This is a genomic window from Streptomyces sp. NBC_00582 (assembly GCF_036345155.1).
Taxonomy (GTDB): Bacteria; Actinomycetota; Actinomycetes; order Streptomycetales; family Streptomycetaceae; genus Streptomyces.
On record NZ_CP107772.1, the window covers coordinates 326,364 to 344,650 of the forward strand.

11 protein-coding genes and 2 pseudogenes are annotated in these 18,287 nt (G+C 68.3%); 9 read left to right on the top strand and 4 right to left on the bottom strand.

Translation table 11 applies throughout. The features are described from left to right. Positions 1-164 precede the first annotated feature (164 nt). From OG852_RS01450 to OG852_RS01460, 3 genes are all read right to left on the bottom strand, one after another. A complete protein-coding gene (locus tag OG852_RS01450) occupies positions 165-2,138 on the bottom strand; it encodes an oxidoreductase (RefSeq protein WP_330346852.1) in 1,974 nt (657 codons plus the stop codon). A 61-nt stretch (positions 2,139-2,199) separates the two neighbouring features. Beyond that, the gene (locus OG852_RS01455; protein WP_330346853.1) at positions 2,200-3,798 is read right to left on the bottom strand and encodes an APC family permease; all 1,599 of its coding nucleotides are present in this window, start codon (positions 3,796-3,798) and stop codon (positions 2,200-2,202) included. A 663-nt stretch (positions 3,799-4,461) separates the two neighbouring features. After that, positions 4,462-5,001, bottom strand: coding sequence for a LysR substrate-binding domain-containing protein (locus OG852_RS01460; protein WP_443064496.1), 540 nt, complete (start codon positions 4,999-5,001; stop codon positions 4,462-4,464). On the opposite strand from OG852_RS01460, the gene OG852_RS01465 reads away from it, so the two are divergent. The 4 genes and pseudogenes from OG852_RS01465 to OG852_RS01475 all read left to right on the top strand — a co-directional run bounded on the left by OG852_RS01465 (position 4,906) and on the right by OG852_RS01475 (position 9,164). Next, positions 4,906-5,642, top strand: a protein-coding gene (locus OG852_RS01465) for an IS5 family transposase (protein ID WP_443064638.1) whose coding sequence is annotated in 2 segments (ribosomal slippage) — positions 4,906-5,236 and positions 5,236-5,642 — 738 coding nt in all. Because the reading frame shifts where the segments join, the coding sequence is not laid out codon by codon here. The genes OG852_RS01460 and OG852_RS01465 overlap by 96 nt on opposite strands. Before the next feature lie 464 nt (positions 5,643-6,106). After that, positions 6,107-7,336: an IS110 family transposase gene (locus tag OG852_RS01470; protein ID WP_133917982.1), complete on the top strand. Its 1,230-nt coding sequence runs from the start codon at positions 6,107-6,109 to the stop codon at positions 7,334-7,336. A 356-nt stretch (positions 7,337-7,692) separates the two neighbouring features. Next, positions 7,693-7,862 (top strand): annotated as a pseudogene (locus OG852_RS50820) (xanthine dehydrogenase family protein molybdopterin-binding subunit); the annotation flags it as partial. Between the two features lie 155 nt (positions 7,863-8,017). Continuing rightward, positions 8,018-9,164, top strand: a pseudogene (locus OG852_RS01475) (XdhC family protein). 424 nt (positions 9,165-9,588) lie between these two features. On the opposite strand, the gene OG852_RS01480 reads toward OG852_RS01475, so the two are convergent. Next, a complete protein-coding gene (locus OG852_RS01480) occupies positions 9,589-10,608 on the bottom strand; it encodes a LacI family DNA-binding transcriptional regulator (RefSeq protein ID WP_133917981.1) in 1,020 nt (339 codons plus the stop codon). A gap of 263 nt (positions 10,609-10,871) precedes the next feature. Here OG852_RS01480 and OG852_RS01485 point away from each other — a divergent pair, with 263 nt between their 5' ends. The 5 genes from OG852_RS01485 (at position 10,872) to OG852_RS01505 (ending at position 18,087) form a co-directional block, all read left to right on the top strand. Then, positions 10,872-12,866: a glycoside hydrolase family 127 protein gene (locus tag OG852_RS01485; RefSeq protein ID WP_133917980.1), complete on the top strand. Its 1,995-nt coding sequence runs from the start codon at positions 10,872-10,874 to the stop codon at positions 12,864-12,866. Between the two features lie 82 nt (positions 12,867-12,948). Continuing rightward, a complete protein-coding gene (locus OG852_RS01490; protein ID WP_133917979.1) occupies positions 12,949-14,199 on the top strand; it encodes a sugar ABC transporter substrate-binding protein in 1,251 nt (416 codons plus the stop codon). A 114-nt stretch (positions 14,200-14,313) separates the two neighbouring features. Continuing rightward, the gene (locus OG852_RS01495; RefSeq protein WP_133917978.1) at positions 14,314-15,297 is read left to right on the top strand and encodes a carbohydrate ABC transporter permease; all 984 of its coding nucleotides are present in this window, start codon (positions 14,314-14,316) and stop codon (positions 15,295-15,297) included. Continuing rightward, the gene (locus OG852_RS01500) at positions 15,294-16,127 is read left to right on the top strand and encodes a carbohydrate ABC transporter permease (RefSeq protein WP_133917977.1); all 834 of its coding nucleotides are present in this window, start codon (positions 15,294-15,296) and stop codon (positions 16,125-16,127) included. The genes OG852_RS01495 and OG852_RS01500 overlap by 4 nt, the downstream gene beginning before the upstream one ends. A gap of 190 nt (positions 16,128-16,317) precedes the next feature. Continuing rightward, positions 16,318-18,087 carry an RICIN domain-containing protein gene (locus OG852_RS01505; protein ID WP_133917976.1) on the top strand — a complete coding sequence of 590 codons (1,770 nt, stop codon included), beginning with the start codon at positions 16,318-16,320 and terminating at the stop codon, positions 18,085-18,087. The last annotated feature ends 200 nt before the right edge of the window (positions 18,088-18,287 follow it).

The following is an 18,287-nucleotide window of genomic DNA, read 5'->3' on the forward strand; positions in this document are numbered from 1 at the left end:
CTTCATGGGTCCTGCTTCCTGATGTTCGTGGGATTCGTATCGCGCGTCGCCCGAGGATCCCCGGGTGTGCGGGAGGTGTTGATCAGCCACGGTGAGAGGGAAGTGGCGCGATCACATGGGCTCCGGCGCTGCGCACCCGGGGCTCGGCTCGTGGCGTACACCTGTCAGATCTCGCGACCGGCCCGGTGTCCGTGGACGATGGCGATCTCGATGTCCCGCGGCTGGTAGCAGTCACCGATCGCCTGGACGTCCGGGTGCTGCTCCGCCAGCTGTCGGTAGAGCGAGTCGTCCGCGATGCCACCGGCGGCTACGACGACGGTGTCGATGCCTTCGATGGTGTCGGGCTCCCAGGTGACGACATTGAACGTGGTGACCGATCCGTCTTCGATCTCATGGATCGCGGTGTGGGTCTGCAGCTCGACTCGGGGGCTGTTCATGAGCGCTTCGAGCAGATGGTGTCGGGCCGGCGACGGCATTTCGGGGGCCACGGTCTCCATCCCGGTCACGAACCTGACGTTGTGTCGCTTGGCGGCGAGGTGGTCGGCTGTGGTGGCCCCTTCCGCCCGGCCGCCGACGTCGAACACAAGCACGTTCCTGCCGGCCACGGTGTGGTCGGCGAGGACTTCTCGCGCAGTGTGCACGTGCGGGAGGTTTGCGCCGGTCACCTCCGGAACGAAGGGCGTGGACCCGGTGGCGACGAGGATGACGTCGGGAGACTCGGCCAGAACGGTCTTCGCGTCGGCCTCCACGCCGAGCCGGATATCCACCCCGACCTTCGGCAGCTGCCGTTCGAACCAGAGGATGACCTCCTCGAAGTTGCCGCGTTTCGGTGTCGTCATGACGAGATTGACCTGGCCGCCCATGCGCTGGCCGCGTTCGAAGAGGACCACCTCGTGTCCCCGCGTGGCAGCGGTGCGGGCCGCCTCCATGCCGGCCGGCCCGGCGCCGACGATGACGACCCGCTTCGGTGCGTGAACCGGATCCAGCTCTCCCCACGCCTGTTCCCGGCCGGTGACGGGGTTGTAGATGCACCCGACGCCAAGACCTTTGTCGACATGGCCGACGCAGGACTGGGTGCAGGCGATGCAGGTGCGGATGTCGTCGGTGCGACCTTCCCGCGCCTTGTTCGGGAAGTGCGGGTCGGCGATGAGGGTCTTCGCCATTCCGACGATGTCGAGCTTTCCGTCGGCGATGCTCTGCTCCGCGAAGGCGGGTGAGTCCTGACGACCCGCTCCGGTGATCGGCAGTTCGATGCCGGCGTCCTTCATGGCCTCGGACAGGTGGACGAAGGCTCCGGTCTCGAAGTAGTGGCTGGGCCAGTGCGCGCGACCGCTTCGAGGGACGGAGGTGATGGCCTGCCAGATGCTGATGTAGTCGACGAGTTGCTCCGCTTCGAGGATCTTCGCCAGCTCGATGTGCTCGGGCAGACTCATGCTGTAGTCCACACCGTCGTCGTAGAGCCGGACGCCGAGAATCCGGTCCTTGCCGATGCCTTCGCGCGTCACCTCGAGCACTTCGTTGAGGAACGTCATCCGTTCACTCAGGTCATGGCCGCCGTACTTGTCGTCGCGGCGGTTGCCGTGCGGGTGCAGGAAGTTGGCGAACAGGTAGTCCATGCCGATGGCGAGCTCGATCCCGTCGAAGTCGCAGCGACGCATGCGGTGCGCGGCGGCGCCGAACGACTCGACGATCCCTTCCACTTCGCCGGTCGACAGCTCGTGGGGCATGAACAGGGGCACCGAATACTCGGGGGTCGGGACCGGCGACGGGGCGACGATGTCACGACGAAGGAATCCGGCGTGATCCATGAGCCGACGTCCACGGTGGCCGAGCTGCGCGATGAGGGGGACGTCGAACTCGTGGCACCCCTGCGCCATCTTGCTGAACGCGTCCATGGTCGCGTCGCCGTAGGTGGCCAGCGAGAGTGAGGCGTCACCGTCGTAGACGGGAACCGTGTGTCCGGTGACGATGACACCGGCGCCGCCCTTGGCCCGTTCGCGAACGTAGTAGGCGTACGCATCGGTCGGGGTGCCGTCCCCCAGTTGGAAGTGTGCGGCGTGACCGGTGTTCATGATCCTGTTTTTCAGGATGTACGGACCTACCTGAATCGGGCTGAAGAGGTTCGGGAAGTCTGTCATGTAAGAGTCCTGGGTCTTGTGCTCGGTCGTGGCGCCGAGGGTCGGGTGCGCTGCCGGACGGCTAAACCGGGTTGGCCGTCCGCATCTCGCGGGACTCGAGGTTGAGTTCGCCGTCGCTCGGGGCGTACTGCTGTGCCTTCTCGGTCGGCAGCCGCGTCGCGATCGCCAGGTGGTAGACGGCGAGACTGAAAGCGACCATGACCGCGGTGTCCCAGTAGGGGAACGACAGGTAGCCCAGGCCGCTGGGGTGGCTGGCTTGGCCGAAGGTGCCCATGTAGCTGATGGCCGCTGTCCCCAGGATCCAGATCCACACCCACCAGGAAGAGCGGAAGTCGAGGTCGGGTCGGTCCTCGGCTTGCTGGAAGCCACGGTTGACGAAGAACACCGCGTAGCCGGTGGCGATGGCGACGAAGACCTTCCAGTCCGTTTCCCAACCGGTCCAGTACACGAGGAGGTTGGCCGCAGCGAAGCCCAGAGGCGCCCAGAGACCAGCCGGTCTGAGTCTGAAGGGACGGGCCGCGTCGGGGAATGAGCGCCGGAGCGACCCGAGCGCGATGGGAACGCCTGCCCACAGCATGGCCGTCGCGGAAGTGAGGAATCCGAGGAGGGACTGCCAGCTCGGGAACGGCAGCAGGCACAGCAGGCCGACCACGAAACTGATGATCACGCCGATGACGGGGACGCCACGCTTGTCGACGCGAGTGACCACGTCGGGAATGTACCCGTTGCGCCCCATCCCGTAGGTGACTCGCGCGGTCGAGGTGACATAGGCGATTCCGTTGCCGGACGGGGAGACGACGGAGTCGATGTAGACGATCGCGGCGATCAGGCCCAAGCCGAGAGACGTGGCCAATGCCGCGAACGGACCAGTGGTGACGTCGACGCTGGTTCCTTCCCAGCCGTGCGCCAGTTTCGCGGGTGAGAGCGCGCCGATGTACGCGACCTGAAGGCCGATGTAGAGGATCGAGCAGACCACAAGGGAGCCGAGGAGCGCGAACGGTATGTTCCGGCCGGGGTTCTTGGTCTCGGCGCCGAGCTGAACGGCCTGCTCGAAGCCGGTGTAGGCGAAGACGATGCCGCCGATGGCGACAGCGGCCAGCACGCCGTGGAAGCCGTAGGGCGCGAAGCCGTGAGAGTGGAAGTTCGACGGTTGGAAGCGGGCGAAGAGGACAGCCACGATGACCAGCACGATGGTGCCGATCTTCCACCAGGTGATCGCGTTGTGAACTCGGCCCAGGGCCTTGATCGCGAACAGGTTGAGCACGACGAAGATCGCCAACAGTGAGACGGCGACGACATAGCCGAGCGGGGTCAGGGTCCCGTCGGCGTGGAACAGGTTCAGGTGCGTGTACCCCTCGGCGTAGCTGAGGACGCCCTCGACCTCGATGGGGGCGGTCGCCGCTCCGTAGATCCAGGCCATCCAGCCGATACCGAATCCGGCGAGGGTGCCGTGGGAGTAGTGGACGAACCGGGCCGAGCCTCCGGCCACGGAGAACATCGCGCCCAACTCCGCATGGTTGAAGGCGATGAGTACGAGAATCGCGATCGCGACAAACCAAGCGAGCAGCGCCGCTGGGCCGGCAATGGCGGCAGCGTTCATCGCACTGAACAGCCACCCCGTTCCGATGATCGAGTTGATCGTGATCTGAAGGATGTTCATGCGGGACAGTTGGCGTGTGAGGCCCTGCGGGGCTACATCGACACTCGCACTCACGCTGTCTCCTAGTCGCTCGTGGTGAGGTGGGGCTGAGGTGGCTCGCGACCCCGGTACGCGACGTGACGAGCACGCGCTTTGCAGACATCGAGGCCCCGGGCCCCCGATCAGCGTGGGGCCAAGTCACGCACGTCCCGCCCTCCAGGTAAAGCGGGGAAAGATGGATGGAACCGTTAAGAAATGCTTCTTACTCAGCCGGGCCCAACAGCCACAATCTGTTGACCGACGTTCGGCGTGGCCATGGGGACGCCGTCGCGGTGTTCGTGTTGTGGGGCCGAAAGAGCCCCGCCAGGTCTTCCTGGCGGGACTTCGTGATCACGCCGGCGCCAGGGTGGGCGCGTTGGCGTCGCGGTCAGGGTCGTGCCGGTCGGTGGTCATCGCGCTGTCATCCCGGACGCGGCGGAGCGGACACCGGGCCGTGCGGGATCACATGGCTCCCCGACCACTGCCGCGGACGCGTGATATCCGGCAACTCCTCAGCATGGCTGGACACACCATCCATCCCGCCGGCCACCAGCTCACCACCCTGGAGCACCTCCACGACCACGGGAGCGCGTGGGTCACGGTCCCACCAATGATCAAGACAGCGAGTTGATGATCCGCAGGGTCCTAACGGTTGGTGATGCTGGGCCTGTTGTGCTGGTAGGCCTGTCGGAGTGCGTCGCGCACGGCGACGAGCGCGGGGTTGCGGTGTGAGCCGGCCCGGCAGGTCGTGACGATTTGCCGTACGTGCGAGGCCGCCATCTGACGCAGGTGGAACCGCGGTTCGCGGTCGAACCATGTGAGGTCCGGCAGGAACGCCGCCGCGTGACCGCTCGCGACGAGGTGCGTTTGCACCAGTACGTCAGGAGTTTCGTGTGCCACTCGTGGTTCGAAGCCGGCTTGGCGACAGGTGGCCATGGCCCAGTACCGTCCCGGGCTGCCTTCCGGTTCCAGAACCCAAGGACAGTCGACAAGATCGCTAAGAGGTCCTAACAGAAGCTGTCGATCATGTGACTGCCGGCCTGGTTGCTCGTTGGTCCGGTCGTGGGGAAGAGACAGTCGCGGCCGTGGATCGTTTCCGACGAACTGTGGGCGCTGATCGAGCCGTTGCTGCCCAAGCCGGGTCCGAAACTGGTCGAGGGCAGGCCGCGGATACCGGACCGGCAAGCCCTGTGCGGGATTCTGTTCGTGCTGCATACCGGCATCCAGTGGGAGTACCTGCCTCAGGAGCTGGGCTTCGGCTCGGGCATGACCTGCTGGCGGCGCCTGGCCGCCTGGAACGAGGCCGGCGTGTGGGACGAGCTGCACCTGATGCTGCTGAAGAAGCTGCGGGCCGCGAAGAAGCTGGACTGGTCCCGGGCGGTGATCGACTCCTCCCACGTCCGGGCGGCCCGACGCGGCCCAAAAGCGGACCCAGCCCGGTCGACCGCGCACGGCCCGGCAGCAAGCACCACGTCCTCACCGACGGGCAGGGCATCCCGCTCGCGGTGTCGCTGACCGGCGGCAACCGCAACGACGTCACCCAGCTGCTGCCCCTGCTCGACAAGGTCCCGTCCGTGGCCGGAGTCGTCGGCCGGCCCAGACGCCGACCCGACGCGCTCCTCGCAGACCGCGGCTACGACCACGACAAGTACCGGCGCCTGCTGCGGCAGCGCGGCATCCGCCCGGTCATCGCTGAACGAGGCCAACCCCACGGCTCCGGCCTCGGCATTTTCCGGTACGTGGTCGAACGCACCATCGCCTGGCTGCACGGCTTCCGCCGCCTACGGATCCGCTGGGAACGGCGCGACGACATCCACGAAGCCTAATTCGTTCTCAGCAGCCCACACAGAGCGGTTGTCGCTCCAGCGGGCTGTCGAGTACAAAACTGCGACGCCTCCGGCGAACCGGGTTCTTGAGACCTCCGCATAGAGCGGCGCGCAGCCCCCGTGCTCGCGGTGGTGGTCGCGTGGGCGTCGGACGGATTCCTACACGAAGCCTGGCTTGAGAAGCCTTGAGCGAAGAGCGAAGCGCTCGCGCCTGCGTGATCGCCACTACCCCAGGCCGTGCTTGCTGGTCGACATTGGTGGGGCGAGCCCGCTGCATGGTGACCTCTCGATATGCCCGAGCTTTGCGAGCTCCCGTCGAGACCGAGGCCCGTGTGACGCGCTGGTGCCACGAACGGCTAGTGAGGTGGCGGACCGGTTTTGTCGCCGAGTCCTGGAATTAGGTCGCTGCGTGGCCCGCATGCGCTCGTGACCAGCGCAAACACCCACGCCATGGGGAGGATGCCTTGATCTACTGCGGAATCGACTGGGCCGAGAGGACGCACGACGTCGCCCTGGTCGACGACTCGGGCCAGCTGCTGGCCAAACGCCACATCACGGATGATGCGGCCGGCTACAAGGTCTTGTTGGACCTGCTCGCCGAGTACGGCGACACCGAGGAACACCCGATCCCGGTGGCGATCGAGACCTCCCGTGGTCTGCTGGTGGCCGTGCTGCGCCAGGGCAAGCGGAAGGTCTTCGCGATCAACCCGATGGCCGCCGCCCGCTACCGCGACCGGCACAGCGTCTCCCGCAAGAAGTCCGATCAGGGCGACGCCCTGGTGCTCGCGAACATCCTGCGCACCGACATGCACGCCCACCGGGTCTTGCCCGATGACAGCGACCTGGCGCGCGCCATCGCTGTCCTCGCCCGCGCCCAGCAGGACTCCACCTGGAACCGCCAGCAGATTTCCAACCAGCTCCGCTCCCTGCTGCGCGAGTACTACCCAGCCGCCCTGGCGGCGTTCGAGTCCTGGAAGAACGGTCTCTGCCGCTCTGAAGCCCACGAAGTCCTCAAGCTGGCTCCAACCCCCACGCGAGCTGCTCAACTGACTCGCGCCCAGCTCCAAGCCGCCCTCAAGCGAGCTGGCCGCCAACGCGGCATCGAAGCCGAGACCGAACGCCTCCGTGAGGTCTTCCGCGAGGACTACACCCACCAACCTGCCCTCGTCGAGGACGCGCTCGGCAAGCAGATGCTCGCCCTCCTGGTCCAGCTCCAGGCCGCCTGCACGGCTACCGACGACCTCGCCCAGGCGGTGGAGGAAGCTTTCCCTCAGCATCCGGACGCTGAGATCATCCTCAGTTTTCCCGGCCTCGGCGTCCAGCTCGGCGCCCGGGTGCTCGCTGAGATAGGGGACGACCGCGGCCGTTTCGCCGACGCCCGCGGCCTGAAGGCATACGCTGGCTCCTCGCCCATCACCCGGGCTTCCGGCAAGAAGGCCAGTATCACCCGCCGCTGGGTCAAGAACGACCGCCTCAACCACGCCGGCTACCTCTGGGCCTTCTCCTCCCTCCGGGCCTCGCCCGGAGCCATGGCCCACTACCGTCGCCGCCGCGACGAGCACGGCGACTGGCACGCTGCCGCCCAGCGCAACCTCTTCAACCGCATGCTCGGACAGATGTTCCACTGCCTCCAGCGACGCGAACTGTTCGATGAGAACACCGCCTTCCCAACCGCCTTGGCCGCTGCGGCTTGACCACTTGGGGTCGTGAGGTGTCTTCCTCGGCCTCGCCACCTGCCTGATCACCCACCGCCACGTCCAGCGCCTTTGTTAGGACCTCTAAGAGCTACCTCGCTCGGGTCGCATCCTTCGGGCGGTCGCAAGAACGCGACGCGGATGGGATCTTCGGCAACCACATCGAAGTTCATCTCGCTTGAGCGGTTGGTCGGATAGTCGACGTAGTTCTCGCCGCAGACCAGATCGAACTCGCGCGCCAGTAGACCTTGACGCAGCACCACCCGGTCGGCGATGTGGTCGCGCGGTCACCGGGTCCTTGCTGGAACGCCGACGGCGCATCGACCAGGCCCTCTACACCGTGCTATGTGCCCTAGGTGAAGGCGATCTATCTGGAAGGCGCGGACTGCGAGGCCGACACGCTCGGAGTGAAGGGTCTCGGCGAACTGGTGTTATCGGTGTGGCGCCCTCCATTGCCAACGCGGTCTTCAACACCACCGGCCGCCAACTGCGCGCACTGCCCATCACAGCAGAGGCATTGCTCTGACGCACTTGAGGCGATCCGCTCGCCGACAGCAGTGCACACCCAGCCCTCCGGCAGCCCGCCTCCCCTTCCGGCTGCCGGCCCTCCGCCGGCCGCCGCCGCGCGACACTCCCCCGGCACGGCGGCGGCCCGCCCCTCACCTCCACGGAGACAGGCCCATGCTGAACATCGCGCAGACACTGCTCCGCTGGTTGCGCGACGCACGCCCCTTCGCCCTGGCCACCGTCGTCGACGTCCGCGGCAGCGCACCCCTGCCCATCGGCACAGCCGTAGCGGTGAACGCGGACGGCGACGCGGTCGGCAGCGTCTCCGGCGGCTGCGTCGAGGGCGCGGTCTACGACATGTGCCGGCAAGTGCTTCGCGAGGGGGGCACCCCTCACCGTGCCCGGTTCGGGTATTCCGACGACGACGCCTTCGCGGTGGGCCTGACGTGCGGCGGCGAACTCGATGTCCTCGTCCAGGCTGTCGATCCCGCGGCGCAGTCGCACATCGGCGCGGCCCTCGACGAGGTTGTGCAGGGCCTGCCCGTCGCCGTGGCCCAGGTCGTGGACGGGCCGGCCGGCCTCCTCGGGGCGACACTCGGCGTTCTCGGGGACGGCCAGGTCATCTCCGGGACGCTGGACAACGGCCCGGTGGACACCGTGGTGGTGGACGAGGCCCTTGCCCTGCTGCGCGCGGGGCGCACCGCCCGCGTCACCCTCGGCGGGACCGGACAGGGCTGCCCAGGGCCACTGTCCGTCCTCGTGCATGTCCACGCGTCCCGCCCGCGCATGCTGGTTTTCGGCGCCGTGGACTTCGCCGCCGCTCTCAGCCAGGCCGGGGCCTTCCTGGGCTACCGGGTCACGGTGTGCGACGCCCGGCCCGTCTTCGCCACCGCGGCGCGCTTTCCGTACGCGGACGAGGTCGTGGCCGACTGGCCCCACCGCTACCTGGAACGCACCGAGGTGGACGCGCGTACCGCCGTGTGCGTCCTCACTCACGACGCGAAGTTCGACGTTCCCCTGCTGCGTCTGGCGCTGGCCCTGCCCGTCGGCTACATCGGCGCCATGGGATCCAGGCGTACCCACGACGAACGCCTGCGCCTGCTGCGGGAAGAAGGCGTGAGCGAAGAACAGCTGGCCCGGCTGTGCTCCCCGATCGGCCTGGACCTCGGTGCGCACACCCGAGGAGACGGCAGTGTCCATCACCGCGGAGATCATCGCCCACATCGGTGGGGGCTCGGGCCCACCGCTGTCACAGGGCACGGGCCCGATCCACCACACCGCGCCGCGGAGGCGGCGGCTCTCCCCGTCAGCTGACAGGTGAGGAGGGCGGCACGTGCTGTTCGGCGGCCCGGGGGGCGAGGATGCGCAGCCGTTCATTGGTGTGGCTTGTGAGGTCTCAGGAAATACTTGACCATTTGTGCTCTGGACATGGGTGACAGGTTTGGCTGAACGTCCGGCAACTCCAGTCCCCGCTGAGGCAGGGGTGCTTCGCTCTCGCACTGCGCTCACTGTCGCCGAGGACGGACCGCGCTGTCTTCGGCCCAAGGCGCTCGACGGCAGGGTGGTGCTCGCCGCGGGAGGAGCCGGGGCGGGGGCATGCGGTGATCCAACCCGCCTGATGGGTCGGCGCCACCGTGAGCGGCACGATCAGCGTCCCGAAGAAGGCCCGGCCGGCCGTCGCCGGCGGCGCACACCACGTGATCAAGCTCATCGGCCGCGACCGGCGCAGAGCACCGGAGACAGGCTCAGGTCGATTCGCGCACGACGAGGCGGCAGGGAACGGTGTGCAGGCCGGGCTGCGGCTCGGATTCGATGGCGTCCAGCAGCCGCAGGGCGGCCTGCCGGCCAATCTCGGCGAGGTCTGTGTCGATCGTGGTGAGGGGCGGACGGCAGGCCAGGGCCATGATGTCCCAGTTGTCGTAGCCCACGATCGCGACCCTGCCGGGAACGTCATGCCCGTTCTCGCGCAGTGCGTCGGCGACCCCCCTGGCGATCTGGTCGTTGCCGCAGAAGAAGGCGTCCGTGTCGGGCGCGGTCCGCAGGACTGCTTCGGCCGCGCGGCGCCCCCATGCCTCGCTCCACTCACCGAAGTGGACCCGGCCGGTGGCGAGTTCCAGCGAGGAGCGTGTGAGCAACTCGACGGTGTGGTGGGCGCGGTCGCGGGCGGCCGCGTGGTGCGCCGGCCCTGTGACGTGCGCGATCCGGGTGCGGCCGGTCGCCAGCAGATGCTCGACGGCCAGGTGTGCGCCGCTCCGGTCGTCGGACACGACGGAGATGTCCTGCGGGTCGGTGGACGGCGAGAGGGCGTAGACCGTCGGTATCGGCTCGATCCCCTTCAGGGGCGGACGTGGGTCGGTGCGCCGGCCGGTCACGATGATGCCGTCCACGCGGCGGTCCATGAGGTTGCGCAGGTGGTGCTGCTCGCGGATGGAGTCACCGCGGGTGTCGCACAGCAGCACGGAGATCTTCCCGGCGCCGAGCGCGTCCTCGGCGCCGAGAAGGACGGGCGTGCTGAAGCGGCCGATGCCGTCCGTCGTCATCAGGCCGACGGTCCAGCTGCGGCCGGTGTGCAGGCTCTGCGCATGCTGGTTGGGCCGGAAATCGAGCTCCTCTACGGCGGCCAGGACGCGCTGCCGGGTCTCGGGCCGCATCCTGCCACTGCCGTTCAGCGCTTTCGAGGCCGTCCCGACGCTGACGCCGGCCAGCTTGGCAACGTCGGCGAGCTTTGCCCGCCCGGTTGGGGGAGATCCTGGAACGGCGGTCACGCGCAACCCTTTTCCTATATGGACTCGGCACGTACATCCTGACATCGTTCGCGGCAGCTGGCCAGCTCCGACTGCGACGCCGCAAATACTTGTGCGTACCTCTTGACTCGCGCTCTCCCCCTTTCTACCTTTCGGGACAGAAAAACGTTTGCTCAAGCGGGTCCGAGAGGCGGAGCACCGCCTGTCTGAATCCTGGGATGCCGCGACGTCCTCCATGCGCCGGACCCTGGATCCGCTTTTCCCCTCTACCTCTCCGGAGAACCATGCCCCGCCCACGTTCCGCCGTGCCCTCCTCCACGTCCTCGGCCCCGTCCGAGCAGGAAGGCACCACCAAGGGCCCGGTCCGTCAGGGCCCGGGCGCCAAGGCCGCGCTCGCCCCTGCCGCCGTCGAGGTGCGCGGCGGTTTCTGGGACACCCGCCGCGAGGTGAACGCGCGTACCTCCATCCCGCAGGGTCCCGGTCTGCTGGAGTCCGCGGGCAATCTGCACAACCTGCGGCTGGCGGCGGGCGCGGCCGAGGGTGAGTTCCAGGGCGCGTACCCGTTCGTGGACACGGACGTCTACAAGTGGCTGGAGGCCGCCTCTTGGCAACTCGCCCAGCAGGCGCCCGAGGCGGACAGCCCACTCGCGGCCGACGTGGAGCGCATCGTCTCCCTCGTCGCCGGCGCGCAGCAGCCCGACGGCTACCTGAACACGTGGTTCCAGCTGACCAAGGGCGGCGAGCGCTACCGGGACCTGCGCTGGGGCCACGAGCTGTACTGCGCGGGCCATCTGATCCAGGCGGCCGTCGCCCACCACAGGGCCACCGGAAACAGCGAACTCCTCGACGTCGCCGTGAAGTTCGCCGACCACATCGACTCGGTCTTCGGCCCGCCCGGCAGCAGCAAGCCCATCGACGGCATCGATGGCCACCCCGAGGTCGAGACCGCGCTGGTCGAGCTGTACCGGGAGACCGGCGAGCTCCGTTACCTCGACCTCGCCGGCTACTTCGTCGACCGCTTCGGCCACGGCCTGCTGGGCGGCGAGGCGTACTGCCAGGACCGCGTCCCGGTGCGCGAGGCGACGAACGTCGAGGGCCACGCCGTACGCCAGTTGTACCTGCTGGCCGCCGCCACCGACCTCGCCACCGAGACCGGCGAGGCCGAACTCAGGTCTGCCGCCGAGCGGTTGTGGCACGCCATGACCACCACCAAGACCCACATCACCGGCGGCCTCGGCGCGCACCACGACGAGGAGGACTTCGGCGACCCGTACGAACTCCCCAATGAGCGCGCCTACTGCGAGACCTGCGCTGCCATCGCCTCCGTGCAGTGGAGCTGGCGCATGGCCCTGCTGACCGGCGAGGCCCGCTACTCGGACCTGATCGAACGCACCCTGTTCAACGGCTTCCTGGCAGGTGTCTCACTGGACGGCGAGCGCTGGCTGTACGTCAACCCGCTCCAGGTCCGCGACGGGCACACCGACCCCGGCGGCGACCAGTCGGCCCGCCGCACCCGCTGGTTCCGCTGCGCCTGCTGCCCGCCCAACGTGATGCGGCTGCTGGCCTCCCTGGAGCACTACCTCGCCACGAGCGACGCCGGCGGCCTGCAGATCCACCAGTACGTCACTGGCCGCTACACCGGCGACCTCGACGGGGCCCTGGTCGTGGTGAGCGCCGAGACTGACTACCCCTGGCAGGGCAAGATCAGCCTGACCGTCGAGGAGACCCCGGCCGACCGGCCCTGGACGCTGTCCCTGCGCATCCCGCAGTGGTGCGGCGACTATCGGGTGCGCGCCGGAGACATGGTGTACGACCAGAGCGACGCGCCCGTCACCGACGGCTGGCTGCGGCTGGAGCGCACCTGGGCGCCCGGCGACCGAGTCGTCCTCGAACTCGTCCTCGAGCCTCGCCTCACCGCCGCCGACCCCCGCGTGGACGCCGTACGTGGCTGCGTGGCGATCGAGCGCGGACCGCTCGTGTACTGCCTGGAAGGGGTCGACCACCCGGGCGGGGGTCTGGACGACATGGTGCTCGACACCACCCGCCCGCTCGCCGTGAAGCACCGCCCGGACCTGCTCGGCGGTGTCACCACCGTCGTGGCCGCCGGGCACCGCCGGCACATTCCCAACGAGGGCTGGTGGCCGTACCGGACCGCCCACACCACCGGCAGCACCGACGCCCCGCCAGCCGGCGAGCCCCTCGAACTGACCGCGATCCCCTACTACGCGTGGGCCAACCGCCAGGACGGCAGCATGCGCGTCTGGCTGCCCACCTCCTGAACCCCCCGCGTCGCCCCGCATCCCGCCGCATCCCTTCTCTCCTACCGCTCGCCATGAGCCTGCCCAAGACAACGAGGTCACCGTGAGAAACACCCGCCGCACCCTGATCGCCGCCATAGCCGCCGTAGGTGCGCTCACCTCCGTCGCCGCCTGCGGAGGCGGTTCCGACTCCTCCGCCTCCGGGTCCGGCAAGGCCGGCGGGACCTACACCTTCTGGGACCCGTACCCGCAGTTCGACGCCTACTCGGCGTGGGGCAAGCTCGTCACCAAGTGCGGTACCGACGCCGGCGTCAAGATCAAGCGCACCGGCATGGACACCACGGATCTGGGCAACAAGGCGCTGCTCGCCGCCCAGCAGGGCAACGCGCCCGACGTGATGATGGTGGACAACCCGGTCGTGTCCACGCTGGTGGAGGCGGGGATCCTCAACAAGACGAGTGACCTCGGCCTGGACACGAAGTCGATCCAGAAGAACATCCTCGGCGCGGGCACCATTGACGGCTCCGCCTACGGTGTGCCGATCGGCGCCAACACACTCGCTCTCTACTACAACAAGAACGTGCTGTCCGCGGCGAAGGTCGACCCGGCCTCCATCAAGGACTGGGCCTCGCTGACGGCGGCCCTGAAGAAGGTCAAGGCGGCCGGGAAGAAGGGCATCACGTTCTCCGCGATCAACACCGAGGAGGGCAGCTTCCAGTTCCTGCCGTGGTTCTGGGGTGCCGGCGGTGACCTCACCAAGCTCAACTCAGCGAAGGGCGTGGCCGCGCTGTCCCTGTGGAAGCAGTGGGTCGACGCCGGGTACGCACCCAAGGACGTCCTCCAAAACACCCAGACCACCAGCTGGCAGGAGTTCGCCACCGGCGACTACGCGTTCGGCGAGAACGGCACCTGGCAGCTCGGAAACGCGGAGAAGGCCGGCTTCGGCTATGGCGTCATCAGCATCCCCGGGCAGAGCGGCGGATCGGCGCCGGTGCCGACCGGCGGCGAGTTCGTCACGGTCCCGGTGCAGAAGGACAGTGGACGGTACGACGTCAGCAAGAAGATCGTCACCTGTCTGACCAGCTCCGCCAACCTGCTGTCGACGGACACGGCTCTGGCCTACGTCGCCCCCACGGCGGCGGTGCAGGCCGAGCAGGTCAAGGCGAACCCCAAGCTGAAGCCGTGGGTCGACGCGGTGGCCGCAGCGCGTGGTCGCACCAGCGGCGGTCTGGGCACCAAGTACCCGACGATCTCTCAGCCGATGTGGGGCGCAGTCCAGGGCGCCCTGTCCGGCGGCAAGAGCCCCCAGGCCGCTCTCGACGCCGCACAGACGGCCGCCGGCAAGGGCAACTGACACTCGACGCCCTCGTGGCACGCCCCGGGGCTCTTCCTCCGGCAACCGCATGGCACCCGCAAGGGCCCGCCACCGCCGCCGCCCCGGGCGCGCCGCTCGCATTCAGGAGTTCGTATGACCATCGCCCGCGTCGACCGCCGCTCCCAGCGGTCTCCGGTCAGGTCCGGGGCGACCGGCACCACCGACCCGACGGACGTGTTGGCGCTCCGGCGCCGCCAGCGCCGCAAGAGCCGGCTGACCGCACTGGCGTTCCTCGCGCCGCTGGCCCTCTACCTTGCCGCGTTCTACGTCTATCCGCTCTACCGCAACCTCGACCTGAGCCTGCGCGACTACACCGTCCGGTCGTTCGTGGCGGGCGATGCGCCGTTCTCCGGGTTGGACAACTTCCGGACCGTCCTCGACGATCCCACGTTCGGCCCGGCCCTACGCCACACCATGATCTTCACCTTCGTGTCGATCGCGTTCCAGTACGCGGCCGGGCTCGCCCTCGCGGTCTTCTTCAACCGGCACTTCCGGCTGGCCGGCACCCTCAGAGCGCTGTTCCTGATTCCCTGGCTGCTCCCGCTGATCGTGTCGGCCTCCACCTGGTCGTGGATGTTCAACAGCGAGTCCGGCGTCATCAACTACGCCCTCCACCTGGTGGGCGTCTCCCCGGTCGACTGGCTCACCTCGCCCGATTGGGCGCTGACCTCGGTCGTGATCGCCAACATCTGGATCGGCATCCCGTTCAACCTGGTCATCCTCTACAGCGGTCTGCAGAACATCCCGGGCGAGCTGTACGAGGCCGCCTCCCTGGACGGGGCGAGCACCTGGCAGCAGTTCCGCCGGATCACCTTCCCGCTGCTGCGCCCGGTCTCGGCGATCACCCTGCTGCTCGGACTCGTCTACACCCTCAAGGTGTTCGACCTGATCTGGATCATGACCAAGGGCGGCCCCAGCGACGCCTCGTCCACCCTGGCGACCTGGTCCTACCAGCTCGGCTTCGGAACGCTCCTGCCGAAGTTCGGCCCCGGGGCCGCCGTCGGCAACATCCTCATCCTCATCGCCCTCGCTTTCGGGCTGCTGTACATCCGCGTCCAGAGGAGGCAGGAAGCATGACCGCCCACCACGGCTCCGCCCGGCGCTCGCGCCTCTACACCACCGTCGGCGTCCTGCTCACCGCCGTGATGCTGTTCCCGGTGTACTGGATGCTGAACGTGTCCCTCACTCCGCAGCAGGACATGCGAAAGAGCCCGCCCGACCTGCTGCCCCTGCACCCCACCTTCGAGGGCTACCGCGCCGTCCTCGACGACCAGATGCCCTACCTGGGCACCAGCCTGCTCATCGGCCTGGGCACCGTCGTCCTGACCCTTCTGCTCGCCGCCCCGGCCGGCTTCGCGCTGGCCAAGCTCCGGCCCTTCGGCGGGGGGGTGCTCGGCCTGTTCCTGCTGGTCGCCCAGATGATCCCCGGGATCGTCATGGCGATGGGCTTCTACGGCATCTTCCTGGACCTCGGTCTGCTCAACTCCTGGTGGGGGCTGATCATCGCCGACTCCACCATCGCCGTGCCCTTCGGCGTCATGATCTTCACCGCGTTCATGTCCGGCATCCCCGGCGAACTCATTGCCGCGGCCCGCATAGACGGCGCCGGAACGTTCCGCACCTTCCGGTCCGTCGTCCTGCCGGTCAGCCGCAACGCGATCGTCACCGTCTCCCTGTTCAGCTTCCTGTGGGCCTGGTCCGACTTCGTCTTCGCCAACACCCTCGACAGCGGCGGCGACCTCAGGCCGATCACCCTCGGCATCTACCACTACATCGGCAACAACAACCAGGAGTGGAACGCGATCATGGCCACCGCCGTCGTCGCGTCTTTGCCCGCGGCGGTGCTGCTCATCCTCGCCCAGCGCTACGTGGCCGCGGGCGTCACCGCGGGCGCGGTCAAGGACTGATCCACGATGCCGGCCGCCCCTGGCCCACCGGCTGGGCGGGGCCGCGCTCCACCGTGCCCCGCCCGCACTCCACAGCCGGCTGTCACCCGTCACCTGATTCCAAGATCTCCCGCAACCGGTTGGCCGGTCCCCGAGCCGCCCTCCCGCACCGGGCTCCGCAAGTCCCCATCAATCCTCAGGAGAGCCGCTGATGTCATACCTGAGCCCCCGTCACCGCTACAGAGTCCGCCCAGGACGAGCCACCGCCGTCGCCGCGGCCACGGCCCTGGCCGCCACCGCCGCCGTCCTGACGGGCGGATCCGCGCAGGCCGCCCCCACCTCGTCCACCACTCTGGTCGTCAACGCCGCCCAGACCCTCCGCCCGGTCACCCACGTCGGCACCGGCAGCCTGTACGGACTTGCCTCCGACAACACCCCCTCCGACAGTCTGACCAACGCACTGAAGCCCAACACCTTCGTGCAGATGGCCCCCGGCGGCTCCCAGCTGCCCAATGGCGAGCCCGCTCCCGCTGGCGACGCCCTGGTCGTAGCCCCCAAGGCCGCCCGCGCCGGGGCGAAGGTCGTCGCCCGCATGCCCGACTGGTACCCGGACTTCCCCTACAAGTGGGTCAGCATGAGCGACTGGCTGTCCGCCGTGGACCAGCAGATCGCCGCCGTGAAGGCCTCCGGCGTCACTAACATCTCCGCGTGGGCGATCTGGAACGAGCCCGACCTGAACTGGGACACCGCCAAAGCCGGTCCCTTCGACACCGCCTGGAGCACCACCTACAAGGAGATCCGCTCCAAGGACACCACCACCGCCATCCAGGGCCCCAGCTTCGGCAGCTACACCCACGCCAAGATGCAGACGTTCCTCCAGGACGCCATCGCCAACAACGCCGTCCCCGACGTCATCGCCTGGCACGAGCTGCAGACCAGCGCGAACATCGCCTCGCACATCTCCGACTACCGCGCCCTCGAGTCCAGCCTCGGCCTGAGCCCCCGCCCGATCGACATCGAGGAGTACGGCACGCCTGCCCAGATGGGCAACTCCGGCGCCCTCATCGGCTACGCCGCCAAGTTCGAGCGGGCCGGCGTCCGCGACGCCGAGCTCGCCTTCTGGAACCACTACGGCACCCTCGGCGACACCCTGACCGACACCGGCGGATCGCCCAACGGCTCGTACTACACGTACAAGTGGTACGGCGACATGTCCGGCAACATGCTGGTCACCACACCTCCCGCCCAGACAGGCATCGACGGTCTCGCCTCGCTGAACAGCGCGGGCAACCAGATCAGCGTCATCGCGGGCGGCTGCACCGGCTCCTGCGCGGTCACCGTCAACGGCCTGTCGTCGCTGTCAGCCTTCGGCAGCACGGTCCACGTCAAGCTCGAGTACAGCCCCGACACCGGCCGTACGAACGCCTCCCCCGGCCCGATCACCATCTCCGACGCCGACTACACCGTCTCGGGCGGCTCGATCACCGTGCCGGTGGCCATGAACGCCGCCGACGGATACCACCTGGTCATCACCCCCAGCGGCACCAACACCTCGCTGGCCGGGCGCTACCAGATCACCAACAAGAACAGCGGTCTCGCCCTCGACACCGTGAACGCGGGCACCGCTCAGGGCACCTCGGTCGTCCAGGCCACGTCCACCAGCGGCACCGACCAGAACTGGACCCTGGTGTCGGCCGGCTCGGGCCTGTACAAGATCGTCAACCAGAAGAGCGGGCTGCTGCTCGGCATCACCAACGCGAGCACCGCCGACGGCGGCACCGCCCTGATCTGGGGTGACAACGGCACGGCCGACCACCTATGGCAGGCCATACCAGCCCGTGACGGCTACTACAAGATCGCCAACTACAACAGTGGGCGTCTGCTGGGCGTCGACCAAATGAGCACGTCGTCGGGCGCCCAGGTCCTGCAGTGGTCCGACAACGGCACTGCCGACCACCTATGGAAGCTCACCTCTCGCTGAGGCAACCACCCGACGGCTCCGCGCCCGCCGAAATCGGCGGACGCGGAGCCGTCGTCCTGCCCGGCCGATGCCTTCCCTCAGCTAGGTCTGGCATCCCTTGGTACGACCGGAGCTGCCAACCGCCTCTTCGCGCCATACGCCCACCTGGGGCTTAAATCAATGCGCAGACCGTTCTGCTGTTCACAACCGGCTCTCTCGAC